Source organism: Crossiella sp. CA198 (assembly GCF_052078295.1).
GTDB lineage: Bacteria > Actinomycetota > Actinomycetes > Mycobacteriales > Pseudonocardiaceae > Crossiella.
Genome location: NZ_JBQJIM010000020.1, coordinates 70,783 through 94,155, shown reverse-complemented (window position 1 = coordinate 94,155; position 23,373 = coordinate 70,783). Strand labels below are relative to the sequence as shown.

At 72.0% G+C, this 23,373-nt stretch carries 21 protein-coding genes; 12 read left to right on the top strand and 9 right to left on the bottom strand.

Annotated elements, in window-relative coordinates; translation table 11 throughout:
* The first annotated feature begins 112 nt into the window (after nucleotides 1-112).
* Nucleotides 113-946, top strand: coding sequence for a DUF3626 domain-containing protein (locus ACTOWY_RS30920; protein WP_441313134.1), 834 nt, complete (start codon nucleotides 113-115; stop codon nucleotides 944-946).
* A gap of 116 nt (nucleotides 947-1,062) precedes the next feature.
* Here ACTOWY_RS30920 and ACTOWY_RS30915 read toward each other — a convergent pair whose 3' ends face one another.
* Nucleotides 1,063-2,166 carry a flavin-containing monooxygenase gene (locus ACTOWY_RS30915; RefSeq protein WP_441313133.1) on the bottom strand — a complete coding sequence of 368 codons (1,104 nt, stop codon included), beginning with the start codon at nucleotides 2,164-2,166 and terminating at the stop codon, nucleotides 1,063-1,065.
* 137 nt (nucleotides 2,167-2,303) lie between these two features.
* Between ACTOWY_RS30915 and ACTOWY_RS30910 the strand changes: the two genes are divergently transcribed.
* Nucleotides 2,304-3,605: a hypothetical protein gene (locus ACTOWY_RS30910; RefSeq protein ID WP_441313132.1), complete on the top strand. Its 1,302-nt coding sequence runs from the start codon at nucleotides 2,304-2,306 to the stop codon at nucleotides 3,603-3,605.
* Nucleotides 3,606-3,671: 66 nt separating this feature from the next.
* Here ACTOWY_RS30910 and ACTOWY_RS30905 read toward each other — a convergent pair whose 3' ends face one another.
* On the bottom strand, nucleotides 3,672-6,941 hold the full coding sequence (locus ACTOWY_RS30905; RefSeq protein ID WP_441313131.1) for a tetratricopeptide repeat protein: 3,270 nt from the start codon (nucleotides 6,939-6,941) through the stop codon (nucleotides 3,672-3,674).
* A gap of 3 nt (nucleotides 6,942-6,944) precedes the next feature.
* The gene (gene pafA / locus ACTOWY_RS30900; RefSeq protein ID WP_441313130.1) at nucleotides 6,945-8,303 is read right to left on the bottom strand and encodes a Pup--protein ligase; all 1,359 of its coding nucleotides are present in this window, start codon (nucleotides 8,301-8,303) and stop codon (nucleotides 6,945-6,947) included.
* A 67-nt stretch (nucleotides 8,304-8,370) separates the two neighbouring features.
* On the opposite strand from pafA, the gene ACTOWY_RS30895 reads away from it, so the two are divergent.
* Nucleotides 8,371-9,864, top strand: a complete 1,494-nt coding sequence (locus tag ACTOWY_RS30895; protein WP_441313129.1) for a bifunctional phosphatase PAP2/diacylglycerol kinase family protein — start codon at nucleotides 8,371-8,373, stop codon at nucleotides 9,862-9,864.
* Nucleotides 9,865-9,994: 130 nt separating this feature from the next.
* Here ACTOWY_RS30895 and ACTOWY_RS30890 read toward each other — a convergent pair whose 3' ends face one another.
* Nucleotides 9,995-10,570, bottom strand: coding sequence for a TetR/AcrR family transcriptional regulator (locus ACTOWY_RS30890; protein ID WP_441313128.1), 576 nt, complete (start codon nucleotides 10,568-10,570; stop codon nucleotides 9,995-9,997).
* 56 nt (nucleotides 10,571-10,626) lie between these two features.
* Between ACTOWY_RS30890 and ACTOWY_RS30885 the strand changes: the two genes are divergently transcribed.
* The 6 genes from ACTOWY_RS30885 (at nucleotide 10,627) to ACTOWY_RS30860 (ending at nucleotide 17,104) form a co-directional block, all read left to right on the top strand.
* Complete coding sequence (locus tag ACTOWY_RS30885) at nucleotides 10,627-11,424, top strand: class II aldolase/adducin family protein (RefSeq protein WP_441313127.1); 798 nt, start codon at nucleotides 10,627-10,629, stop codon at nucleotides 11,422-11,424.
* A 139-nt stretch (nucleotides 11,425-11,563) separates the two neighbouring features.
* Entirely contained in the window at nucleotides 11,564-12,721 is a 1,158-nt protein-coding gene (locus tag ACTOWY_RS30880; protein ID WP_441313126.1) for a serine hydrolase domain-containing protein, read from the top strand.
* A 29-nt stretch (nucleotides 12,722-12,750) separates the two neighbouring features.
* Nucleotides 12,751-13,869 (top strand): serine hydrolase domain-containing protein, encoded by a 1,119-nt coding sequence (locus ACTOWY_RS30875; protein ID WP_441313125.1) that lies wholly within the window; start codon nucleotides 12,751-12,753, stop codon nucleotides 13,867-13,869.
* Nucleotides 13,860-14,954 carry a helix-turn-helix transcriptional regulator gene (locus ACTOWY_RS30870; protein ID WP_441313124.1) on the top strand — a complete coding sequence of 365 codons (1,095 nt, stop codon included), beginning with the start codon at nucleotides 13,860-13,862 and terminating at the stop codon, nucleotides 14,952-14,954. The genes ACTOWY_RS30875 and ACTOWY_RS30870 overlap by 10 nt, the downstream gene beginning before the upstream one ends.
* A gap of 132 nt (nucleotides 14,955-15,086) precedes the next feature.
* Nucleotides 15,087-16,685: a protein kinase domain-containing protein gene (locus ACTOWY_RS30865; protein ID WP_441313123.1), complete on the top strand. Its 1,599-nt coding sequence runs from the start codon at nucleotides 15,087-15,089 to the stop codon at nucleotides 16,683-16,685.
* A 110-nt stretch (nucleotides 16,686-16,795) separates the two neighbouring features.
* A complete protein-coding gene (locus ACTOWY_RS30860) occupies nucleotides 16,796-17,104 on the top strand; it encodes a DUF1540 domain-containing protein (RefSeq protein WP_441313122.1) in 309 nt (102 codons plus the stop codon).
* Nucleotides 17,105-17,142: 38 nt separating this feature from the next.
* On the opposite strand, the gene ACTOWY_RS30855 is transcribed toward ACTOWY_RS30860, so the two are convergent.
* Nucleotides 17,143-17,616 carry a GNAT family N-acetyltransferase gene (locus ACTOWY_RS30855; protein WP_441313121.1) on the bottom strand — a complete coding sequence of 158 codons (474 nt, stop codon included), beginning with the start codon at nucleotides 17,614-17,616 and terminating at the stop codon, nucleotides 17,143-17,145.
* A gap of 86 nt (nucleotides 17,617-17,702) precedes the next feature.
* On the opposite strand from ACTOWY_RS30855, the gene ACTOWY_RS30850 reads away from it, so the two are divergent.
* Entirely contained in the window at nucleotides 17,703-18,233 is a 531-nt protein-coding gene (locus ACTOWY_RS30850; RefSeq protein WP_441313120.1) for a GNAT family N-acetyltransferase, read from the top strand.
* A gap of 9 nt (nucleotides 18,234-18,242) precedes the next feature.
* Here the strand turns inward: ACTOWY_RS30850 and ACTOWY_RS30845 are convergent, their stop codons facing one another.
* The 3 genes from ACTOWY_RS30845 to ACTOWY_RS30835 are packed head-to-tail and all read right to left on the bottom strand — an operon-like array spanning nucleotide 18,243 to nucleotide 19,976.
* Nucleotides 18,243-18,902: a hypothetical protein gene (locus ACTOWY_RS30845; protein ID WP_441313119.1), complete on the bottom strand. Its 660-nt coding sequence runs from the start codon at nucleotides 18,900-18,902 to the stop codon at nucleotides 18,243-18,245.
* A gap of 40 nt (nucleotides 18,903-18,942) precedes the next feature.
* The gene (locus ACTOWY_RS30840; protein WP_441313118.1) at nucleotides 18,943-19,356 is read right to left on the bottom strand and encodes a limonene-1,2-epoxide hydrolase family protein; all 414 of its coding nucleotides are present in this window, start codon (nucleotides 19,354-19,356) and stop codon (nucleotides 18,943-18,945) included.
* Nucleotides 19,357-19,379: 23 nt separating this feature from the next.
* Entirely contained in the window at nucleotides 19,380-19,976 is a 597-nt protein-coding gene (locus tag ACTOWY_RS30835) for a D-alanyl-D-alanine carboxypeptidase family protein (RefSeq protein ID WP_441313117.1), read from the bottom strand.
* A 65-nt stretch (nucleotides 19,977-20,041) separates the two neighbouring features.
* Here ACTOWY_RS30835 and ACTOWY_RS30830 point away from each other — a divergent pair, with 65 nt between their 5' ends.
* Nucleotides 20,042-20,683, top strand: a complete 642-nt coding sequence (locus tag ACTOWY_RS30830; protein ID WP_441313116.1) for a class I SAM-dependent methyltransferase — start codon at nucleotides 20,042-20,044, stop codon at nucleotides 20,681-20,683.
* 39 nt (nucleotides 20,684-20,722) lie between these two features.
* The gene (locus ACTOWY_RS30825; RefSeq protein ID WP_441313115.1) at nucleotides 20,723-21,700 is read left to right on the top strand and encodes a hypothetical protein; all 978 of its coding nucleotides are present in this window, start codon (nucleotides 20,723-20,725) and stop codon (nucleotides 21,698-21,700) included.
* Between the two features lie 4 nt (nucleotides 21,701-21,704).
* On the opposite strand, the gene ACTOWY_RS30820 is transcribed toward ACTOWY_RS30825, so the two are convergent.
* Nucleotides 21,705-23,336 (bottom strand): endo-1,4-beta-xylanase, encoded by a 1,632-nt coding sequence (locus tag ACTOWY_RS30820; RefSeq protein ID WP_441313114.1) that lies wholly within the window; start codon nucleotides 23,334-23,336, stop codon nucleotides 21,705-21,707.
* Between the last annotated feature and the right edge of the window lie 37 nt (nucleotides 23,337-23,373).

Here is a 23,373-nt window from a genome sequence, read left to right as displayed (position 1 = left end):
GCGGGACAGGGTGGGCGGTGGGCGCGGGGCCGGGTGGCTCGACGGGGTGAGGTGAGCGGCTGCGGGCCGCGTCGCCGGAAATTCAGTGGCCGGGTGGCCGAGAATCGCCGGTGTGCGCACGTTCTCCAGTCCGCAGGATCGGGCCATCGCCCATGTCGCCGCGTTGTCCCGGGGCGGGCCGATGGGTGGTGCGCTGCGGGTCAGCCTGAACTTCCATCCCGACCGGACGGTCGGTGGGCAGCCGATTCTGGCGTTGCTGGGCGCGGATGGGTGTTACCGGTCGCAGTTCGAGACCGGGATCGGCAATGGTGGGCTGACCGCGTATGCCGGTGGGGACCGGTGGCGGTGGGAGAGCCGGATCTTCGGGGCCGCCTATGACTCGGCGGCGGCGGTGGAGCGGCCCAAGTACGGGGCGCTGAACTTCCGGCGGCGGGCGGTGGGGGCGGCGCCCCGGTTTGGGTCGGCACACTTTCGGTTGAGCGCGGAATCGTTGCGGCGCACCACGTTCTGCTATCCGGACAGTGTGTTCGAGCCGGAGCGGTTCGGCACCGCGGAGCGGATGTCGTTGATCGAGCTGGCGCGCTCCGACGAGCGGGATGTGCTGGACGACTACGTCGAGGCGCAGGTGCACGGGCCGGTGTCGCTGGCGCGGGATGTGGAGGCGCTGGTGCTGGACGCCTGTTTCCGGGACACCGAGGTCGCGGAGCTGGCGGCGGGGTTGCCCTGTCCGGTGGAGTGGCATCCGGGGTTTCGGTTGCCGGTGTGGCGGCTTCGGGAGACCGAGGGGTACCGGACGCCGGAGGCGGTGGCGCTGGGGATTGGGTTGGCCGAGGGTGGGTTCGTGGACGCGCGGATGGTGGGGCGGGCGGTGCTGGGCGGGGAGCATGATCCGCAGGTGCTGAAGCATCTGTGGCATCACGTTGCCCGGTTCGGCGCGCCGGACTGACGGCACGCCGAACCGGGGGCGCGGGGCTGCGGGCTGCGGGCTGCGGGCTGCGGGCTGCGGGCTGCGGGCTGCGGGCTGCGGGCTGCGGGCTGCGGGCGAGCACTACCAGCGACCGCCTAATGGGCGCAGCACGCGGGGGTCTTGCGGGGCAGGCGCCGGCGCAGGGTTTTGGCTACGTGGCAGGCGTCCCAGCCCGCGCCGCCCAGGGCTGCCGAGTACAGGGCTCGTTGGCCCAGCAGGCCCACATAGGCTAGGCCGGGGTGGGTGGTGGACAGGCCGTTGCGGTGGTGGGGGTTGCCTGCCCGGTCCAGGGCGCCCAGCGGGCGGAGGTGTTCCAGGCTGGGGCGGAAGCCGGTGGCGAGGATGATGGTGTCCGCCTCCTCCTTGGCGCCGTTGGGCCAGTGCAGGTGGGTGGCGGTCGCCTTGGTGAACAGGGAGCGGTGGGCGGGTTTTCCGTTGCGTAGCGCGGTTCGGAAGCCGCCGACGTTGTCGATCACCTGTTGGCCGACCAGCAGGCCGCTGCGGGCCAGGGCCGCGCCCAGGGGCAGGTGGCCCAGGTGTTTCATGAAGGTCCAGAAGACCTCCATGCCTTGCAGGTCGGCGATTTTCACCGGTTTCCGGCTGACCAGGGTGACCTTCTCGGCTGTCTCGGCCAGTTCGACCGCGATCTGCACGCCGGAGTTGCCCGCGCCGACCACGACCACCCGCCGACCGGCGAACTCCGCGGGATTCCGGTACTCGCTGGAGTGCAGCACCTGGCCGGTGAACCCGGCCAGGCCGAGGTCGGGGCGGTACGGCGTGCTGAAGTTCCCAGTGGCCGAGACGACCACGGGGGCGTGCCAGGTCTCGCCGGTCTGGGTGGTGACCACGAAACCCTCGCGGTCGCAGAGCACCGAGGTGGCGCGGCGGCCGGTGTGGATCTCGCAATCCAGGTTCTGGGCGTAACCGCGGAGGTAGTCGATCACCTGGTCGCGGGTCGGGTAGTGGTCCGGGGCACCGGGGAAAGGCAGGCCGGGCAAGGCGTTCAGATGCGCTGGACTGAACAGGACCAGGCTGTCGTAGTACATCGGCCAGGAGCCGACCGGTTCCGGGCCCGCCTCCAGCAGCACCGGCTGGAATCCGTGCGTGCGCAGGGCGCAGGCGGCGGCCAGACCGGACTGGCCGCCGCCGATGACGATCGCCCGGTCGGTGGTCGGCGCCCGCTGATCCGTGATCATCATGCTTTCAACCGTACGTACTACGGTTCGCGGGCGGCAACCGGATTATCCAGTGGCTTTCAGGATTCCCTAAGCGCTGTTCCTAGCGTTGTCCCGGCGTGCAGGACAGCGCGGACGACATCGGCCTTGGGGAGAGGGACATGCGTGGGACACGACAGCTTGGGACCGGACAGCACCTGCGGCGCGGGCTCGGCGCGCTGCTGGGGGCGGCGCTGCTGCTGAGCGCTTTCGGCGGCGCGGCGCAGGCCGGGGCACAGGACCGGTGGAAGACCGATGTGCCGCCGGGCACCGAGTTACCCGATGAGCCACCGCCGGGTGGATTTGGCAGCTGGCGGGAACTCATCGAGGTCCAGGAGCGGCTCAGCGCGGGCGCCCAGCGATTCAGCGACGCGGTGGAAGGGGCCACCGATTCCGGCGGATACACCGGCGTCGCGATCTCGCCGGAGCACCGCACGCTCCAGGTCTACTGGCAGGGCCCGGTCCCGCCGCGGCCGGACTCCGTGCTCGCGGAGCTGCGGCGGGACTACCGGGTCGAGGTGGCCGACGTCCGGCATTCCCGGACCGAGCTGTTCGCCAACCGGGACCGCATCGCCACCGAACCCGGCGTGACCGGCGTGGTGCCCGCGGTGGACGGCAGCGGGGTGACGGTCCGGTTCAGCGGCACCGAGGAAGAGGCGCGGAAACTGCCCACGGTGCTGGCGGCGACCGTGCCGGTGCGGATCGAGGCCGGGTCGCGGGTGGACGCGCTGGCCTGCACCGGCAGGCAGGACGACTGCTCGCCGTACTGGGGCGGTTCGGTGTACCGCACCGGCGGCGGGTGCAGCACCGGGTTCCCGGTCCGGCACCACACCGCGGCCGGGGTGAGCGCGAAGATGCTCAGCGCCGGGCACTGCGGCGCCAACGGCAACGCCGTGCGGGACGGGGCGAATGAGGGCTGGGGCGTCATCGAGCACGATCGGAACTCCTGGGACACCCTGCTGATCCGGCCGGTCGCGCCGCAGTCGGTGCAGCTCAAGCGGATCTACGTCGGACCGTGGAACGCGGGTATTCCGAGCAACCGGGTAGTGGCGGCGGCGACCAAGAGCTTCGTCGGGCAGTTCGTGTGCACCTCGGGCGCGTTCAGCGGGCAGCACTGCAACGTCAAGGTCACCGCGGTGAACGTGCCGCTGCCCTCACTCGGCTTCATCGACACGGTGGAGGCCAAGCAGATCCACAAGACCTGCGCGGCCCGGCCGGGTGACAGCGGCGGACCGGTGTACCTGCCGCTGGCCAATGGCCAGGTCAACGCCAAGGGCACGATCAGCGCCGGGTACCTCGGCGGGGCGGCCTGCCCCGGCCAGGCGGCCGGGGCGGGCGCGTGGCACATCTTCTACGTCGACATCACCGACACCTTCGCCCGCTACAACGCCGACCCGGCGTTCCCTGGCACGTTGACCCTCTAGAAGACCAACTGAATGCACTGGGGACGGGATCGCCGTGGCCGGGCACGGCGATCCCGTTGTGCCCGCTCAGGCCGGGAACGGGCGGGGTTCGACCTCGATCTCGGCCATCCGGGCCACGTAACTCCGGTACCGCCGCCGCGCCTCGCCGTGGCTGCCCGCCGCGACCAGGGCCCGCACCAGGGCCAGGTGCGCGGCTTCGGCGTGCCGGTCGTACTGCAGCATCCGCAGGCAGCAGCGGGCGGCCTGGGTGTGCTCGCCCTCGGCGAAGGCCGCTTCGGCGACCAGGATGGCGACCTGGAGATAGACCGTGCGGGCCTCGTCGCGCAGTTCGGCGGCGAACTCGGCGTAGACGTCCTCGTCCAGGAAATCGCCAAGGTAGGCCGCTTCGGCGGTGGTCAGCAGCGGCAGCGCCTCGGCGCGGCGCTGGCGGTGCGCGGTGAGTCCGGCGGCGGCGTCGGCGAGGAAGGCCAGCACGTCCACGGTGACCCGGCTGGTGTCCAGGCGAACCGCGTCGCCCTCGACCAGCAGGCAGCGGCCCGCGCCGAGCCGGCGGTGCGGGTCGAGCACGGTGCGCGCGGTGGACAGGGCCACCGCGAACCGGTTGCCGAGCCGTCCGGGCGGCTCGCCGGGCCAGAGCGCGGCGAGCACGGCGTCCTTGGTGATCGGCTGGCCGCGCCGGGTGACCAGGAGTTTGACCAGGTCGCGGGATTTGCGGGACTGCCAGGCTGCCGAGGGCACCGGGGTGCCGTCGAGCAGCACCCGGAAGCCGCCCAGGGTCTGGATGTGCACGGCGCCGCGGGCCGGGCGCAGGCACTGTTCGGCGATGGCGACCGCGGTGGCGGCCAGGCCGCCCGCGCCGAGGTCGCGGGCGGCGCGTTCGGCGCGCTGGGCGAGCTGGCCGCCGTGGGCGCCGCCGAGCAGGGTGGCGCGGGCGAGCTGGGCGCGCACGCCGCCGATGGGGTCGGCGGCCTCGGCCCAGACGGCGGCGGCCTGGTCGATCAGGGAGCGGGCCTGGGCGTGGTCGGGGGTGGCCTGGGCGTGCAGGACCAGGGCTTCGGCCAGGCCGTTGCGGTCGCGCTGGGCGCGGGCGAGGGATTCGGCGCGCTGGGCGGCGGCGCGGGCGGCGGCGAGATGGGTGGCAGCGGCGGCGGGAGGGGCGGCCGTGCGGGCGCTGGGCGGAGCGTCGGCGGGGTGCGGGCTGGTGGGATTCTTGGCGCGGGACAGGGCGAGCTGGCCTTCGGTGACCGCCACCGCGACCGCGCTCAGGCGGGAACCGGCGGCATTGGCCTGGGCGAGCAGCGTTCCGGCCTGGTCGGGGTCTTCGTCGAGAAGCAGTCGGGCCAGGCCGACCTGGGCCCGGACCAGCTGGTTCACCGTTCCCCTGGACCCGGACAGGGCGATGGCCTCGGTGTAGGCGGCCCGGGCCAGGGCCCGGTCGCCGCGCAGGTGGTAGACCTCGCCAAGGTGGCCCAGCGGGGCCGCGGTGAGCACGTGGCCGGTGCGGGCGAAGATGGCCTGCGCGGCCACGAAATCGGCCACCGCCTCGTCCAGGTGACCCAGGCCGCGGTGGGCCAGGCCGCGATTGTTCAGGCCAAGGGCCCGGTAGGTGGTGAAGCCGGTGACCTCGGCCAGGTGCAGGGCGGGAGCGGCTTCGGCGAGGGCTTCCCGGTAGCGGCCGTCCTCGACGAAGTGCGAGGTCCGGTTGACCCTGATCCGGATGGCGCCGAGCACGTCGCCGGCGGCTTCGGCGTGGGCCAGGGCGGCGAGGTAGTGCTCGGCGTTGGCCTCCCGGTCACCCGCGGCGGCGGCGACCATGGCCAGGGCGGTGTGCGCCAGGCCGAGGGCGGCGTGGTCACCGCTGGACCGGGCCAGGGCCAGGGCCTGGTGGGCGGCTTGGGCACAGGCCGGGTGGTCGCCGCGGGCCCAGTGCGCGGAGGCCTGGCAACTCAGCAGCGCGGACTCGCTGACCGGGTCGGCGCCGGTGGGGCGGTGGCGTTCGCAGACGGCCAGGGCCTGCGCGGGAGCGCCGCTGAAGTAGTGCATCCAGGCCATCCGGCTGGCCAGTTCGGGTTCGGGCAGGCCGTCGGGGCCTGCGGCGCGGCGCAGGCAGTCCAGGGCCTGGGGCCAGTCGCCGGTGACCTGGTGGGCGTCACCGGCCAGCCGCCAGGTCAGCGGGGTGCGGGCGTGTTCGGGGACCGAGTCCACCGCGGCGAGCACGGTGCCCGCACCGGCGTGCGCGAGCAGGGTGGCGGCGTGCTCGGCGAGCAGGGCCTGGCTGCGCTGGTGTTCCCCGGCCGCGGCCAGGGCGGCCAGCGCGGCGGCGGGTTCGCCCGCCGCCAGGTACCAGTCGGCGGCGCGGCGCTGGGCGGCGCGGGCCAGTACCGGGTCGACCGGGAGTCTGGCCTGGGCGAAGGTCCTGGCCAGTGGGGTCAGGCCGGACCAGCCGGGGCTGGGCTGGCGGGGTTCGGCGAACAGGCCACGGCGCAGCAGCCCGGACAGGGTGGCCTCGGCCTCGTCCACGCCCAGCGCGGTGAGCAGGCCGGGGGTGAAGCGGTCGAACAGGGCGGCCATCCGGAGCAGGGCCCGCACCGGCGGTGGTTCGCGGTCGACGATCTCCTCGGCCAGGTAGTCGAACAGCGGATGTTCCCTGGCGGCCGCCGGTTCGGGCAGGTCAGGGGTGGCGCAGGCGAGGCGGACCGCGACCGGCCAGCCGCAGGTCAGTTCCTGGATCCGGTCGGCCTGACCGGGTGCGCCGCCGCCGAGCAGATCGGCCACCTCGGTGCTGGTGAAGGCCAGCTCGGCCCAGGTCACCTCGACCAGTTCGCCCGCGCCGCGCAGGCGGTGCACCGGGAACGGCGGCGGGGTGCGGGAAGCCAGGACCAGGTGCAGGCCGGGTGGGGCCTGGCCGCACAGGGTGCGCAGCAGCTGGATCGCGGCGGTGCCGCCATCCAGCAGATGCACGTCGTCGACCAGCAGCAACAGGCCGCGGGGCCGGGTCTGGACGGCGTCGGCGACCGCCGCGCACAGCAGCGCGCCGAGCACATCGGCCCAGGGTTCGGCCTCCTCGGAGCCGTCCACGCACAGCGGCGGCAGGTCGACGTCGAGGGCGGGCAGCACCGCGCGCAACGCCGCCACCAGGCCCGCGGCGAAACTCAGCGGGGCGCGGTCGGCCGGACGGCAGGTGTGCCAGGCGTCCTCGGCCGGGTTCGCCCAGGCCGTCAGCAGGGTGGTCTTGCCGTACCCAGCCGGTGCGGTGACCGTGGTGAGCCGGGCCTGGAGCGCGTCCCCGCGCACCAGGTCCAGCCGCGGCCTGCGCAGCCGCGCCACGGTCGGCACCGGCTACAACGAGGCGATGAGCCGCTCCACCCGCTCGTCCACCGCGCGGAACGGGTCCTTGCACAACACGGTGCGCTGCGCCTGGTCGTTGAGCTTGAGGTGCACCCAGTCCACGGTGAAGTCCCGGCCCGCGGCCTGCGCGGCGGCGATGAAGTCACCGCGCAGCTTGGCCCTGGTGGACTGCGGCGGGGTGTCCTTGGCCGCCTCGATCTCGCCGTCGTCGGTGACCCGGTGCACCAGGTCCTTGCGCTGCAACAGGTCGAAGATGCCCCGGCCGCGGCGGATGTCGTGGTAGGCGAGGTCGAGCTGGGCGATCCGCGGGCTGGACAGCTCCAGGCTGTGCTTGGCCTGGTAGCGCTCCAGCAGCCGGTGCTTGATCGCCCAGTCGATCTCCCGGTCGATCTGGCCGAAGTCCTGGGCGTCCACCGCGTCCAGGGTGCGGCCCCACAGCTCGATCACCTTGTTCGCGGTCGGATCGGGCTGGCGCTGGGCCACGTGCTCCACCGCGCGCTGGTAGTACTCCCGCTGGATGTCCAGCGCGGATGCCTCGCGTCCGCCTGCCAGCCGCACCTGCCGCCGGCCGGTGAGGTCGTGGCTGATCTCGCGGATGGCCCTTATCGGGTTGTCCAGGGTGAAGTCGCGGAACTGCACGCCCGCCTCGATCATCTCCAGCACCAGGTTCGCGCTGCCCACCTTGAGCAGCGTGGTCACCTCGGACATGTTCGAGTCGCCGACGATCACGTGCAGCCTGCGGTAGCGCTCGGCGTCGGCGTGCGGCTCGTCCCTGGTGTTGATGATCGGCCGGGACCGGGTGGTGGCGCTGGAAACGCCCTCCCAGATGTGCTCGGCGCGCTGGGACAGGCAGTACACCGCGCCGCGCGGGGTCTGCAGGACCTTGCCCGCGCCGCAGATCAGCTGCCGGGTGACCAGGAACGGGAGCAGCACATCGGCGATGCGGGAGAACTCCCCCGCCCGCGCGACCAGGTAGTTCTCGTGGCAACCGTAGGAGTTGCCAGCCGAGTCGGTGTTGTTCTTGAACAGGAAGATGTCGCCGCCGATGCCCTCATCGGCCAGCCTGCGCTCGGCGTCGACGAGCAGGTCCTCCAGGATCCGCTCGCCCGCCTTGTCGTGGGTCACCAGCTGGGTGAGGTCGTCGCACTCCGCGGTGGCGTACTCCGGGTGCGAGCCGACGTCCAGGTAGAGCCGGGAACCGTTGCGCAGGAACACGTTGGATGACCGGCCCCAGGACACCACGCGACGGAACAAGTACCGCGCCACCTCGTCAGGGGACAGGCGTCGCTGTCCGTGGAAGGTGCAGGTCACCCCGAATTCGGTCTCGATGCCGAAGATCCGCCGCTGCATGTGTCCACAGTAGGCGCTAGCGGCGCGTCTGACCGGACTCCATCCGGGCGCCAGTTAGCGTGTTGTTGTGTTCGAGTGGTTTCGCAGGGTGTTCGAAGGCGTCGACGAGACGGATCGTGACCTCGTTCGGCGTAGCGCCGACCTGCCCAGGAGTGCTGTTGACCCCACCTTGAAGGTGATCACCACGAGTGCGAATCACAGCCTGCTGTGGTTCGGAGTGGCGGCGCTTCTCGCGAGTAAGAAGGGCCGGACCCGGCGTGCCGCGTTCCGCGGGGTGGTCGCCATCGCGGGTGCGAGCGCGACGGCGAACCTGATCGCCAAGCCGCTGTTCCCGCGCCGCCGGCCGGCCGCGGAGCTGGTGCCCGAGTACCGGCGCATCCCCGATCCGCCGACCTCCTCCTCCTTCCCGTCCGGGCACGCCGCCTCGGCCGCCGCCTTCGCCACCGCGGTCACCATGGAGGCCCCGGTCGCCGCGGCCGTGGTCATCCCACTGGCCGCCACGGTCGCCTACTCCCGGGTGCACACCGGCGTGCACTGGCCCAGCGATGTGGCCGCGGGCGTGGTGCTGGGCGCGAGCATCGGCCTGGCCACCCGGCACTGGTGGCCGCTGCGCCGGGAGACCCCCGCCGACACCCGGCACGAGACCGAGGCCGCCGCGCTGCCCGAGGGCGAGGGTCTGCTGGTGGTGGTCAACCCGCACTCCGGCGACGACTCCTTCGACCAGAGCGAGGAGGTCGCCCGCAACTGGCCCAAGGCCGCCGTGATCGAACCGAGCAAGGACGAGGATCTGCTCGACCAGCTCCGCACCGCCCTGGATTCGGCGGACCAACCCATCCGGGCGCTGGGCGTGGCCGGTGGTGACGGCACGGTGGCCGCGGTCGCCTCGATCGCCGCCGAACGCCGCCTGCCCCTGGCCGTGCTGCCCGCCGGCACGCTCAACCACTTCGCCAGGGACGTCGGCGCGGAGGAGGCCGACAGCGTGGTGCGCGCGGTGGACAACGGCTCCGCGGTCGCGGTCGACCTCAGCTCGGTGCTGGTGGACGGCCTGCCGCGGCGCTGGTTCGTCAACACCGCCAGCCTCGGCGGCTACCCCGACATGGTCCGGCTGCGGGAGAAATGGCAGGGCCGCTGGGGCAAGTGGCCGGCCGCCGCGGCCGCGCTGGTCCGGGTGCTGCACGCCTCCCGCCCGCTCAAGGTCCGCATCGACGGCGAGACCCGCCAGGTCTGGCTGCTCTTCGTCGGCAACGGCTCCTACGAGCCCAAGGGTTTCGCCCCCAGCAGCCGCCCGCGCCTGGACGACGGACTGCTGGATGTGCGCTACGTGCGCGCCGACATGCGCTGGTCGCGGACCCGGTTCGTGCTGGCCGCGCTGACCGGGGCACTGCACCGCAGCCGCACCTACTGCCAGCAGGACCGGCCAGAGGTGGACGTGGAGGTGCTCGGCAACAAGGTCGCCATCGCCACCGACGGCGAGGTCGGCCCGGACGGGCGCCACTTCCGGTTCACCTCCCACGTCGCCGCGCTGGGCGTGTACCGGGAGAGCGAAGGGATCGCGCCCTGAGCTAAAACCTCACCGGCGTGTTGGCCGTTGTCGTACCCAGTCTTGGCCGAACTGGTACGCACAACGGCCAACACACCGTCCACAACGGCCAACACACCGTACGAGAACGGCCAACACGGTGCGGGTGGGGTCAGTGGCTTAGGGCGGTGAGCAGGATTGGTAGGTAGGTTTGTTCCAGGTGGCCGGGGGTGAGGCGGTCCGGTTCGACCAGGCTTTGCGCCAGGCTGCCCTCGCGCAGCGCCACGACCAGGCGGGCCAGCTCGTCCAGGTCGACCGTGGCGGTCCGGCCGAGCCTGGCCAGGTGTCCGGCCAGGATCCCGGTGAGGGTGGCGCGCAGCCGGGCGTCGTGCTCGGCCAGCCTGCGCGCGGCCGCCGGATCGCGGATGGCGTGCAGGGTGAACTCGGTGGAGACCAGGTACCAGGTCACCTCGGCCTCGTCGACCGCCAGCAACGCCTCGAAGCCCCCGGCCTCCAGGGACTCGCGCAGGCGGTCCAGCTGCTGATCGGCATGCCGGTCGAACAGCGCGAAGAACAACTCCTCCAGGCTGTCGAAGTTGGAGTAGAACGCGCCCCGGGTGTAGCCGGCCCGCTCGCAGACCTGGGCGATGGTGGCCCCGCGCAGTCCCTGCTCGGCGAAGACCCGCAACGCCGCGTCCAGCAGCCGGGTGATCGTCTCCGGCCTGCGCTTCGTTGACCCCTTCGGCATCCTCTGATAATACGTTGATGTATCCGATACATCCATGTATCCGTTGGGGAGCCGTCATGGACGACGTCATGCGCGAGCTGTTCGGCCCGATGCCCGAGGGCGTCGCCCTGCCCGCCCCGCCGACCTTCGACACCGTCGAGGACGAGCGCCGCCACCGCAAGGAACAACTGGCGGCCGGGTTCCGGCTCTTCGGCAAGTTCGGCTTCTCCGAAGGCGTCGCCGGGCACATCACCGTGCGCGACCCTGGCAGCCCGGACCGGTTCTGGGTCAACCCGTTCGGCATGAGCTTCCACCAGATCAAGGCATCCGACCTGGTGCTGGTCGACCACACCGGCACGCTGGTGGAAGGCAGGCGGCCGGTCAACCGGGCTGCCTTCGTGATCCATTCCCAGGTGCACGCCGCCCGCCCGGACGCCGTGGCCGCCGCCCACTCGCACTCCCTGCACGGCAAGGCCTTCGCCAGCCTCGGCATCCCCCTGGATCCGATCACCCAGGACGCCTGCGCCTTCTACCAGGACCACGCGATCTACCGGGACTACAACGGGATCGTCACCGCCCTGGAAGAGGGCAAGAACATCGGCGCCGCCCTCGGCGGGCACAAGGCGGTGATCCTGCAGAACCACGGCCTGCTCACCGTCGGGCAGAGCGTGGCCGAGGCGGTGTGGTGGTTCATCACCATGGAACGCTCCTGCCAGGCCCAGCTCCTTGCCATGGCCGCGGGCACACCCACCCTGATCGGCCACGAGATCGCACTGCAAACCCGCGACCAGCTCGGCTCACCCCTCGCGGGCTGGTTCAACGCGCAGCCGCTGTTCGACCAGATCCAGGCCGAGCAGCCAGACCTGTTCCAGTAACTCCTCGCTGGCGCAGTTGCGCCAGCTGCGCAGGTGCGCCAGGCAGAAGTGACCCGGGAACCGTTGCCCCACGGGAAGAATCAGCGACGCCCGGGGGCCGTTCCCGGGTTCTTCCGCCACTTCCTGGGGGCACCGAACAATGTCCACGACGTCCAAGCCGACCCGGCTGGCGGTCGCGCTGGCCACCGCCGCCGCGGTGGCCGGGCTGACCGCGCCCGCGGCCCTGGCCGACCCGCCCAAACACGCGGCCACCCAGGCCGCCATCGACACGCAGCGCAGCGCCAGGGCCGCCATCGGGGCCGGGGCCACCGTGCGCGACGGCGACACCATGTGGAGCGTGACCAGCGGGACCCGGATGCTGGGCCAGGCACTGCCGGTCGGGCCGGAACACCGGGTGCGGGCGGGCAGCCTGACCAAGACCTTCACCGCGGCGATGATGTTGCAGCTGGCCGAGGAGGACCTGGTCGACCTCAACGCGAGCGTGGAGACCTACCTGCCGGGCGTGGTGCAGGGCAACGGGTACGACGGCCGGAACATCACCGTCCGCCAGCTGCTCAACCACACCAGCGGCATCTTCGACTACGTCGACGTGGCCCTGCGCAACCCGCAGTTCCAGCTCCGCCAGTTCACCCTGGCCCAGGTCGCCGCGCTCGGGCTGGCCAACCCGCCCTACTTCGCGCCCGGCCAGGGCTGGCGATACTCCGGCACCAACTTCATCCTCGCCGGGATGATCATCGAGGCGGTGACCAAGCGGGGCTGGATCGAGGAGCTGACCGCGCGGATCATCACCCCGCTCGGGCTGTCCACCACGATGGTGCCGGTGGGCACCAAGGCACTGCCGCCCGGTCACGTGCGCGGCTACCTGGGGCGGGTGGTCTACCTCGACGTCACGCAGATGTTCGAGCCCAGCATCGGCGGCTCCAGCGGCGGCATCGTGACCAGCGGCCAGGACGCCACCAAGTTCCTGCAGGCCCTGCTCACCGGCAAGGTCGTGCCCCCGGCGCGGCTGGCCGAGATGCTCACCCCGTACACGGGACCGGGCGCGCCGGAGATCGCCTACGGCCTGGGCATCAGCCGCTACCCGCTGCCCTGCGGCGGCGAGGCCTGGGGCCACAACGGACTCTGGCCCGGCTACGAGTCCAACGCGGTGGCCACCGCCGACGGCCGGGCCGCCTTCACCACGGTCAACGTGCTCGACCCCTTCGGCGGCGGCAGTGGCGGCAGCGCGCTGGCCAACGGCGGCGGCCCCGGCCTGCTGGCGAACGCCACCGTGACCGCGCTGTGCGACAAGAGCTGACCGCCGCGTCCCACGAAAGGACACCCCTGATGTCTCTGCTCACCCGTACCCGGCGCTGGGCCGTGGTCGCCACCGTCGCCGCCTCCGCCGCGGTGGCCGTGGCCCCCGGCGCGGTCGCCGCACCGCCCGCCTACGGCAAGGCGGCCGCGCAGGCCGCGGTCACCGCGCTGGTCTCCCAGCAGCGCGCGATGGGCTCCTCGGCCTTCCTGTTCGGCAGCGGCGCGGACTGGTCCGTGCACGCGGGCGCGGTCTCCGGACAGGAGAACCGGCCGATCGGCGACCGGGACCACTTCCGGATCGGCAGCCTGACCAAGATGTACGTCTCCACCGTGGTGCTCCAGCTGGTCGGCGAGGGCAAACTCGCCCTGGACACCGGGTTCGGCGCCTACCTGCCCGGCCTGGCCACCGGCACCACCAACGACGACACGAAGATCACCGTGCGGCACCTGTTGCAGCACACCACCGGCATCGCCGAATACCTCAACGTGATGGCCGCGCTGCCCACCAACTGGTGGCGCACCTATGACGTGACCGGGCACGCCAAGTCCGGGCTGAACCAGGGCTCGCAGTTCGCGCCGGGCAGCAAGTACAGCTACTCCAACACCAACTACATCATCCTGGGCCTGATCATCGAGAAGCTCACCGGACGCCCGGTGGCCCAGGAGATCGCCGAACGGATCCTGCTCCCGCACGGGCTGGGCGGCACCGGTCTGCAGAACGCGGGCCAGCAGCTGATGCCCACCCCCTATGTGACCGGGTACGTGGCGGTGCCGTTCGTGCCGGTGCGCATCGACTCCCGCTCACAGGACCCGACCATGGCCTGGGCGGCGGGCGCGATGTACTCCACCGCCACCGACACGGCCAAGTTCCTGGACCTGCTGCTCGGCGGCGCACTGCTGCCGCCCGCGCTGCTGACCGAGATGAAGACCCCGCTGCCCGGCGGCTTCTACGGACTCGGGCTGTCCACCTACGAGCTGCCCTGCGGGGTGCGGGTGTACGGGCACAACGGGGCCATCCCTGGGTACCTGACCTTTGGATTCCGCGCCGAGAACGGGCGCAAGGCGGTGGTGCTGACCAGCGTCACCCCGGCCGAGGAGCCGCGGGTCAAGCTGGCCTCGGACGCCGTGACCGCGGTGGTGTGCAGCTGAACGATCCGCTGCGGCAGGCCCGTGGACCCCGGTCCGCGGGCCTGCCGCCCGCCCACCCCGGATTGACCGCCGGAGAGGCCGCCTCCTATGGTCGGGCGCGCAGGGCGAGCGCGCGGCGGGGGTGGATGGTGCTGGAGGCGCTGGACCCCGGCACCGAGCACGGCCGGGTGTACCGGGCGCTGGTCTGCCTGCCGAGGGCCGGGGTGGCCGAACTGGCCACGGAGACCGGGATCAAACCCGACACGGTGCGGCGGCTGCTGCACGAGCTGGTCGCGCGCAACGTCGCGGTCGCCCTGGACGGCGGCGCGTGGGAGGCGCACTCCCCCGCCGAGATCACCGAATCGGCGCTGCGCCGGGACGCGGTGCGCCGGGCCGAGGCCCGCCAGTCCGGCACCGAGCTGGAGCGGCTCTTCCGGTTCGTCCGGCGCGAGGAAGGGCACTACGGCGCCCTGGAGGTGCTGGCCGACACCGAGCGGATCCTGGCCACCATGCAGCGGATGCAGCGGGCGGCCACCCAGGAGATGCGGATCATCGACCGGCCGCCGTACTTCGCCCAGCCCTCCTACTACGCCAACCAGGAGACCCTCCAGTTCGACCGGATGGCCGCCGGGGTCGGGTATCGCACCATCTACTACGAGTCGGCGTTCAACGACGGCACCATCCCGGACATCCCGCGGATGATCGCCGCGGGCGAACAGGCCCGCACCCTCAAGGAACCACCGATGAAACTGGTGATCGCCGATGACCAGCTGGCCGTGGTCACCCTGGAAGCCGAGGGCGGGCAGAGCGTGGTCGCGTTGCTGATCCGGCCATCGAGCCTGTTCACCGCGCTGTCCAACACCTTCGAGACGCTGTGGAAGCTCGCGGTGCCCATCTCCGCGGTCGGCGTGGACGCCCTGGAGGACGACCGGGACCGGGTCATCCTCACCCTGATGGCCAGCGGCGCCACCGACGAGGCCATCGCCCGGCGACTGGACCTGTCCCGGCGCACCGTGGTCCGCCGGGTGGCGATGCTGCTGGACCGCCTGGGCGCCACCACCCGGTTCCAGGCCGGGGTGCAGGCCGCCCGCCGCGGCTGGCTCTGAACACCGGCCGGGAAATGAACCCGGTGCTCCGGCGGTAGCAGCACTCCATACATTTTCCGCTGGATAACGCACTGGTGTAGCCGGGTTCGGTAAGGGCCGTTCCGTTACCGGGCACGCCCTAGACTGCGGCCCGTGCACCGTGGACAGGTCATCGCGCAGCGCTATCAGCTCACCGATCAGATCGGGTCCGGCGGGATGGGGATCGTGTGGCGGGCCACCGACCTCGAACTGGGCCGGGTGGTCGCGCTCAAGCGGTCCCAGACCGGCGACAATGGGCAAATTCGCCGCGAGGCGCGAATTGGCGCCGGATTGCACCACCCGCACGTGGTGACCGTGTTCGACGTGGTCCTGGACGGCGAGCAGCGCTGGCTGGTCATGGAGTACCTGCCCTCCCGCAGCCTGGCCGCGATCGTGGCCGAGGACGGGCCGGTGGATCCGGTGACGGCCGCGCGCATCGGGGCGCAACTGGCCGGGGCGCTGGCCGTCATGCACCGGCACGGCATGGTGCACCGCGACGTCAAACCGGCCAACGTGCTGCTCACCGAGGACGGCACGGCCAAACTCACCGACCTCGGCATCTCCCGCTGGTCCGAGGTCACCAGGACCAACAGCGAACAGGTCGGCGGCACCGTCGGCTACCTGGCGCCCGAGGTCGCCAACGGCGCGGAGGCGCTGGCCCCCTCGGACGTGTTCTCCCTTGGCGCCACGCTGTTCGCGGTCATCGAGGGCATCGGCCCGTGGGGCGGCGAGGAGCTGGGGCCGTACGCGCAGCTCCGGCGAGCCGCCGCCGGGGACCTGCAACCGGCCAGGCGCGCGGGCCCGCTGACGCCGGTGCTGACCGAGCTGCTGCAGACCGCACCCGGCGAACGGCCCTCCGCCGCACGGAGTCAGGAACTGTGCGCGGCCGTGGTGGCCGCCGCCGAGACCGGCGAGGCCGTGGTGGCGGCGGCCGTCCCGCCGACCGGCCGGAAACCCGCCTCGCGCCGGCGGCCGCTGCTGCTCGCGGCGCTCGCCCTGGTGGTCACCGCGGCCGTGGTGGTCCTCGCCTCGCAGTGGTCGGCTTTCTTCCCCGCGCCGGGCCCCCTCGCGACCACCGCGGCGGAGCGGTACGGGTGGGGGAACCCCAAGCAGCGCGCGGAGTTCAGCGCGGGCGTGGACGAGGGCTGGGACGTCGCGGACGCCCGGCCGGGCCGGGACGACAAAGGGCGGCGGATGAAGGACCGGGTGACCGTGCGGAACGACGCGCTCGTGCTCACCGGCCTGCCCAACGGCGACACCGGCTACCTCCGCGGCGGCCCCGGCCTGCTCCGCGGCCGGTGGGAGGCCAGGATCCGGGTGCCCAAGGGCTGCGCCTGCTATCGCGCCATTCTGACCCTGTGGCCCGCCGAGAATCCGGGCGTGGCCGGCGAGGAAATCGTCTTCATGGAAAACAAGAATGACGCGAACCGGCAGCACGTCCACTTTTTCCTCGCGCCACCGGGCGGAAAGGCACGCCTCGGCGGCGAACGCGATGTCGATCTCACCGAGTGGAACCACTTCGCGGTGGAGTGGTCGGAGTCCGGCGTCTTCGGTTACCTCAACGGCGAAGCGTGGTTCCAGCACCAGGACCCCGACAACATGCCGCGCAGGCCCATGGCGCCGACGATCAAACTGGATTTCGACCCGATCGCCGCACCCACGCCTGCCGAGGCGTCGATGGAGATCGACTGGATTCGCGAATACGGCCGGTGAGTCCAGGCAGGATAGGCTTGCCTAAACCCCGCTCGAATTGCGGGCTCCTGATACCGGTGGCAGGGTCGAGTTCGCCGAACTGATTCCCACCACGGAACACAGGAGCGGATATGACCACGCTGGAGAACCCGGCCATGCCAGCCGTGCACTCGTGCACGGTGAGCGGCTGTTCCTACAACCACGACGGGTGCCACGCCTTCGCCATCACCGTGCGCGGCGACAACGGCGCCGCCGACTGCGGCACGTTCATCCCGTTGAGCACCAAGGGCGGCCTGGAGAAGGTCGTGGCCAAGGTGGGGGCCTGCTCCCGCGTCGACTGCATGCACAACGCCTCGCTGGAGTGCACCGCGCCGAGCGTCCGGATCGGACCCGGCCAGGGCGAGCACGTGGCCAACTGCCTGACCTACCAGACCAGCTGAGTAGGCCGCCCCAAGTCCGCTCTCGTGCTGGCCGGTGCTCAGCCGGTCAGCACGAGCCGGAGCACGATCTCGTCCCCGTCGACCTCGCCGGTGGGCTCGAAACCCAGCCCGCGGTAGAACGGCCCCGGATTGCCCTCGCCCTGCTGGTGACTGGTCAGCAACTCGGTGCCCCCGTCGGCCCGGACCAGGTCGACGACCTGGGCGAGCACGGCCCGCCCGTAGCCGCGGCCCTGGTGCGCGGCGTCGATGAGCAGCCGCCACAGGAAGTACGGGCCGATGACGCCGGGCCTGCCGGGTGGCACGTTCCAGCTCAGCATCACGAACCCGACCGGTTCCTCGCCCGCGTAGACCGCCCGGTACCAGGGCTCGCCCTCGGGCGTGGCCGCGGCCTCCGCCAGCGAGGCGGTCACCGGGGCGACCAGGCGTTCCTGCGCGGGCAGCACGCGCAGGGCGCACACCGCGTCCCGGTTGTCCGCGGTGATCTCGACCAGGCGCACCCGGGCAGTCGTCATGGCGGCGCAGGCTAGCAGCAGCGGCCGGGGCGGCGGATCTGGTTCACTTCGGTGTGGCTTCTCATGGGGATGAATCTACGAATCCGGTGCTGCGCGCCGCCGAACCCGGCGACCTGCCCGGCATCGCCGCGCTCATGCGGACCTCGGTCCTCGACGTGTTCCCCCAGTTTCACGACCGGACCGAAACCGAGGCCGCGGCCCAGTACCTCACCGTGCCCGACCCGGTCCTCATCGAGGATGGGACCTACTTCGTGCACGAGGCCGCGGGCCAGGTCGTCGCCTGCGGCGGCTGGAGCAGACGGGACAAGCTCTACACCGGCTCCGGCGCCGCCCCCACCGACGACCGCCTGCTGGACCCGGCCACCGAACCCGCCAGGGTGCGCGCCATGTTCGTGCACGGCGACTGGACCCGCCGGGGACTGGGCCGGGCGATCCTGGCCAGGTGCGTGGCAGCGGCCCGCGAGGCGGGATTCCGGGACCTGGTGCTGATGGCGACCCTGCCCGGGGAGCCGTTGTACCGGGCGTTCGGGTTTCGCGAGGTGGAGCGGACCCGGGTGCCACTGCCCAACGGGGTGTTCCTGGGCGGGGTGTCGATGGCGTATCCGCTCTCCGGCTGACCCCGGGCGTCAGATGCCGACCGGGACCGCGTCGATGGTGAAGGTCGCGTCGCGGAACCTGCCGTGCAGTTCGCGCCGTCGCTGCTCGGCCTCCTCGCGGGTGAGGAACGCACCGATGCCGTGCGGGTCGCCGGGCTCGTGGTCGAACCGCGCGATGAGGACGTAGACGTAGCGGTAGCGGGTCCGGTCCGCGGTGGGCTGGCCGCCGGTGCGGACGGCGTGGATCAGTTCCTCGACGGAGGCCAGCGGGGTGCCGAATCCGCCGTGCCCGCCCTGGAGATCGGTTCGTGCCCAGGGTGGCGTCGGGGCGGGGTCGGCGAAGTGGCTGGGCTGACCGAGGTCCTGGTCCTCGTGCCAGCCCACGGCGCCGGCCACGACGTGGTCGGCGATGCCCTCGGCCGTCAGCAGGAACCGGCGCCGGTCCGGGCCCGCGGACCCGGCGGCGCAGTGGATCCGCAGCCCGCCAACGTAGGCCGCGCTCAATTTCATCTCGCTGACCTCGGCGAACACCAGGTCGATGCGGGTCCGGTCGCCGTCGCCGGGGCTGCGCAACAGCAGCCGGCAATGGCTGGCGGTGTAGTCCCACACCTGGAAGGTCCGGTCCGAGCTGAACAGCTCGGCGCCGGGGGTCAGTTCGCGGTCACGGCCGAGCCAGACGGTGGTGGGCACCGGCGGATCATCCGGCAGCGGCGGGCTCGCCGCGACCGGATTAGCGCCGCCCGCGCACCCCGGCCAGCGCCACCCGCCCCAGCCCCGCCAGGCAGGACCCCAGGAACGCCGCCTGGTCGTAGTAGTCCCGCCACAGCGTGATCCGCCCGTCCCGCACCACGAACGTGCCGCACACCCAGAACCGCGCGCTCCAGTCGCCGCGGCGGATGACGTCGAAGCGTTCGGTCAGCACCACCTCGCCGTTGGTGGCGATGTTGGTGATCTCCACCTCGCACCCGGTGTAGAGCCGGTGCAGCAGGCCGAACTGCCTGGCCACCGCCCGGGTGCCGCGGACGGCGGGCAGTGGCATGTTCTGGTAGCGGACGTCGGGGGCCAGGTGGTGCAGGATCGCCTCGACATCGCGGTGTTCGGTGGCCTTGAGCAGTGCGGTGACGACGTCGGCTGGGGCCTGCACGCGGGTCAGGCTATCCGGCGGGGTCAGCTGCCGGTGGCGCTGGGCAGCAGGGCCGGGCAGCCCGCGGTGACGTGGTTCTGGTCGTACTCGAAGTGCCATTCCTCGTTCTGGTACCGGCGGCACCAGCCCAGCGCGCGGCCGTTGCGTTCCACCCAGGCGGCCGAGGCCAGTGGCTGGATGTCCACCGCGATTCCCTTGACGTGCATGGATTTCTCCGGGGTCAGCACGTATCGGCTGGCCAGCGCGGCGGTGCCGAAGCGGCGGACCGCCTCAGCGAACTCGCGTTCCTGCTGGCCCACGCTGCGCTTGCCGTCATTGACGCACAGCTGCACCTTCGCCTCGGCCGCCTTCGCCCGCAGCCGCTGCCAGGCCTGGGCCACGTCCTCGCGCAGGCCGGTGGGCGGCTCGTCCAGGTACCGCTTGTCCAGCGGGCAGGGCGGGCCGGTCTCCGGGCCGGGAATGCCCTCCACCAGCGCCAGGGGTTCGCCGGGGATGGGGTCGGGCACCAGGCGGGCCTGGCCGGTGGCGCCGAGCGTGCCCACCAGCGCGATGGCCAGCACCAGGGCCAGGAGCAGGCTGGTCAGGGTGCGGCGGCGGCCGGGGGCGGGTTCGGTGGACACCGGGTCGAAACTACCCATTCGGCGCAGCAGGCCACAGTTTTGGTGTCCTCAGCCACAGTTCGCCGGTGCGCTACCGTCGGGATGTGGTCGAGGATGCCAGGCAGATCGTCGCAGCGGGCTACGACGTGATCGCGCAGGAATACCTGGACTGGAGCGCGCGCGTCCAGGGCGATCCGCGGTCGCGGTTCCTGGAGCTGTTGCTGGCGCGGCTCTCCCCCGGTTCCGAGATCCTCGACCTCGGCTGCGGCGCGGGCACGGCGAGGCTGGCCGAGCGGCACCGGGTGTTCGGGGTGGACCTGTCGGCGAAGCAGGTCGAGCTGGCCAGGCTGGCCGTGCCCGGCGCCCGGTTCGCTCAGGCCGACATGACCGATCTGGACGTCCGGCCCGGCAGCCTGGACGCGGTGACCGCCTTCTACTCGATCCTGCACGTGCCCAGGGCCGAGCAGCCCGCGCTGTTCGCCCGGATCGCCGGCTGGCTGCGGCCCGGCGGACTGTTCCTGGCCGCGCTCGGCGCCAGCGGCAGCAACGGGGTGGACGCGGACTGGCTGGGCGCGCCGATGTTCTTCAGCAGCCATCCCCCTGCGGACAACCGGGTGCTGCTGCGCGCGGCCGGGCTGCGGCTGCTGGTCGACGAGCCGGTCACCATGCGGGAACCGGAGGGCCCGGCCACCTTCCACTGGGTGCTGGCCACCCCCGCCGATCGCTGACCGGGACCTGTCCCGGGCGGCCGACCTAGCGTCCGCGCCATGACCACGAGAGCCTGCGCCGCACTCACCACCGCCGCCCTGCTGGCCGGCCTGCTGCTCACCGGCGCCCCCGCCGCCACCGCCGCCCGGCAGCCCTGCACGGTCAGCTGCCAGTCCCGCCTGTCCCTGCCCGGCGGCGCGCAACTCCCCTACCACGCCACCTATCCGCTCACCGGCGCGCCGGAGGTCACCGGCGCGGTGGTGGTCGTGCACGGCACCGGCCGCAACGCCCAGGGCTACTTCGACGGGATGGTCAAGGCCGCGGGCTCGCTTACCCAGCGCACCGCGATCATCGCCCCGCACTTCCAGACCGGCGAGGACAGTCCGGGCAGGCAGGACGCCTACTGGACCAACGGCGGCACCGGATCCTGGAAGGACGGCGGCAACGCGGTCCGCCCGGCCGGTCTCAGCTCCTTCACCGCCCTGGACCACATCCTGCGCACCCTGGCCGACAAGTCCCGCTTCCCCAACCTGACCAAGGTCACCCTGGCCGGTCACTCCGCGGGCGGCCAGTTCGTCCAGCGTTACGCCGCGGGCAGTTCCGCCCCGGCCGGACTGTCCGGCCTGGAGATCAGCTACGTCACGGCGAACCCGTCGAGCTACCTGTACCTGAACTCACGCCGTCCCGCGCTGGGGTCCTGCTCGGGGTACGACAACTACAAATACGGTTTGCGGCAACGGAATCCGTACATGTCCGAGCCCAGCGCCGAGCAGATCCGCGGCTGGTACAGCTCGCGCAAGGTGACCTATCTGCTGGGCGAGCGGGACACCGAACGGGACAGCTCACTGGACACCACCTGCCCGGCGGAAGCCCAGGGGCGCAACCGGTTCGAGCGCGGCAAGGCCTACCTCAACTCGGTCAGCGGCCAGTTCCCCGGGCTGCCGCACCGGATGGTGACGGTGCCCGGGGTGGGCCACGACTCGACGGCGATGTTCGGTTCCAGTCAGGGCAAATCGGTGGTCTTCACCGGCTGGTGAGCGACTACGGCGTCAGGCCGTTGAGCAGCGCGGTGTAGGCGCGTTTGGGTTGCAGGCCGGTGGTCCAGGGCAGGGCGTTGCCGGGCAGGGGCGGGTAGCGGTTGGCGTCGGCGGTGGAGCCGTAGCGGTCGGTGAAACCCCAGCTGGTGAACCCAGTGCAGTTGGGTTCCTGGCGGCACACCGCGATCCGCTCGCCGAACTGCTTGGCCTGCACCGCCTGGTCCGCAGTGGACACGTCCATTTCGGACACTCGCACCTTCAGTCCCAGTGCGGCCAGCGCGCGCACCTTCTTGCGGAAGGTCTCCGCGGGCACCCGGTCCGCGGCGTCGTACTCGTGACTCTGCAGGCCGACCCCGTCGATCGGCACCCCGGCCTGGCGCAGCTTCTTCACCAAGGCGTGCAAGGCGTTCCAGCGGCCGCCGTCCGCTTCGGCGCCGTACTCGTTGAGGTAGAGCACCGCGTCCGGGTCGGCCGCGCGGGCGGCGCGGAATGCCTCGGCGATGTAGTCCGCGCCCATGGCCTGGTACCACAGGTTGTGTTCCAGGCCGTCCGGGTTGTCCTGGTTGATCGGCTCGTTGACCACGTCCCATTCGGTGACCCGGCCGGCGAAATGTGTTGCCACCGCACGGATGTGCTCCAGCAGCACCGCGCGCTTGTCCGGCGCTGAACGCATCCAGGTGGGCAGCGCCTCGAACCAGACCAGGGTGTGCGCGTGCACCTTGATCCCGTTGGCGCGGGCGAAGTCCACCAGCGCGTCGGCCTCCGCGAAGGCGAACACCCCGCGAGTGGGCTGCAGGAACTGGGGTTTCATGTCGTTCTCGGGGGTGATCAAGTCGAACTGCTCGCCCGCGATCGCCCGGTACCGGTCATCGGCCACCAGCGGCGCGATGGCCAGCGCCGCGCCCACCCCGATCGGCCGGGCCAGCTTCTGTGCCCGGCCGCGCAGCGAATCGGCCACCGTGCCCTGTTTCCAGTCCGGGGCCTTGCGCACCCGCACCGCGCCGGTGGCGCTGAGCGAACGTAACGTCCAGCCGCCGCCGGTCTGGGCGTCCGCGCCGAACCACAGCTGCCCGCCGCCGAAGACCCCGCGCTCGGCCACCGTGCCCACCTGCCTGCCGCCGACGGCGAAGGCCAGGGTGGATCCGGTGCGGCGCAGCGTGATCGCCACCTCGCCACCCACCCCGGAGCCGAACTTCCTGACCTCCTTGGCCTTATTGGCCTTGCCGTCCCACACCGCGACCTCCAGCTGCCCGCCGACCAGGCCCAGCCGGACGCTCGGCGGTTCCTGCCGCCACTCGTCGTAGATGATCGGCGGTGCGCCGTAGAGCTGGAGGTAGGCGGATTTCCCGCCCGTGGCCGAGATTCCGGCGTCGAGCTGGAAGTCCCCGGAGACCTCCAGCCGCGGCCCGAGCAGGTTCACCGGCGGATTGGGTTGGAAGCGCTTTCCATCCGTGCCCACGATCCACCGGTCCAGCGCCGAGATCCGCACGCCCTGCCCGGTGACCTCGGCCCCGGCGAACCGCGTCCAGTCCTGTCCCGCGATCAGCTCGACCGGCGCCGCGGGTGCGGCGATGGCCGTCGCGCTGCTGCCGGTGAGTCCGGCGACCAGCAGGAGCGCGCCAACGATCCGTCTCATCGAACCTCCCATGTGGTGTGCGACGAACCAGTTCCGG

Excerpts from the sequence above, each read along its gene's own strand:
- ACTOWY_RS30860 (WP_441313122.1), top strand. The coding sequence starts at position 16,796 with ATGACCACGCTGGAGAACCCGGCCATGCCAGCCGTGCACTCGTGCACG.
- ACTOWY_RS30855 (WP_441313121.1), bottom strand. The coding sequence starts at position 17,616 with ATGACGACTGCCCGGGTGCGCCTGGTCGAGATCACCGCGGACAACCGG.
- ACTOWY_RS30885 (WP_441313127.1), top strand. The coding sequence starts at position 10,627 with ATGGACGACGTCATGCGCGAGCTGTTCGGCCCGATGCCCGAGGGCGTC.
- ACTOWY_RS30890 (WP_441313128.1), bottom strand. The coding sequence starts at position 10,570 with ATGCCGAAGGGGTCAACGAAGCGCAGGCCGGAGACGATCACCCGGCTG.
- ACTOWY_RS30910 (WP_441313132.1), top strand. The coding sequence starts at position 2,304 with ATGCGTGGGACACGACAGCTTGGGACCGGACAGCACCTGCGGCGCGGG.
- ACTOWY_RS30825 (WP_441313115.1), top strand. The coding sequence starts at position 20,723 with ATGACCACGAGAGCCTGCGCCGCACTCACCACCGCCGCCCTGCTGGCC.
- pafA (WP_441313130.1), bottom strand. The coding sequence starts at position 8,303 with ATGCAGCGGCGGATCTTCGGCATCGAGACCGAATTCGGGGTGACCTGC.
- ACTOWY_RS30820 (WP_441313114.1), bottom strand. The coding sequence starts at position 23,336 with ATGAGACGGATCGTTGGCGCGCTCCTGCTGGTCGCCGGACTCACCGGC.
- ACTOWY_RS30875 (WP_441313125.1), top strand. The coding sequence starts at position 12,751 with ATGTCTCTGCTCACCCGTACCCGGCGCTGGGCCGTGGTCGCCACCGTC.
- ACTOWY_RS30880 (WP_441313126.1), top strand. The coding sequence starts at position 11,564 with ATGTCCACGACGTCCAAGCCGACCCGGCTGGCGGTCGCGCTGGCCACC.
- ACTOWY_RS30915 (WP_441313133.1), bottom strand. The coding sequence starts at position 2,166 with ATGATGATCACGGATCAGCGGGCGCCGACCACCGACCGGGCGATCGTC.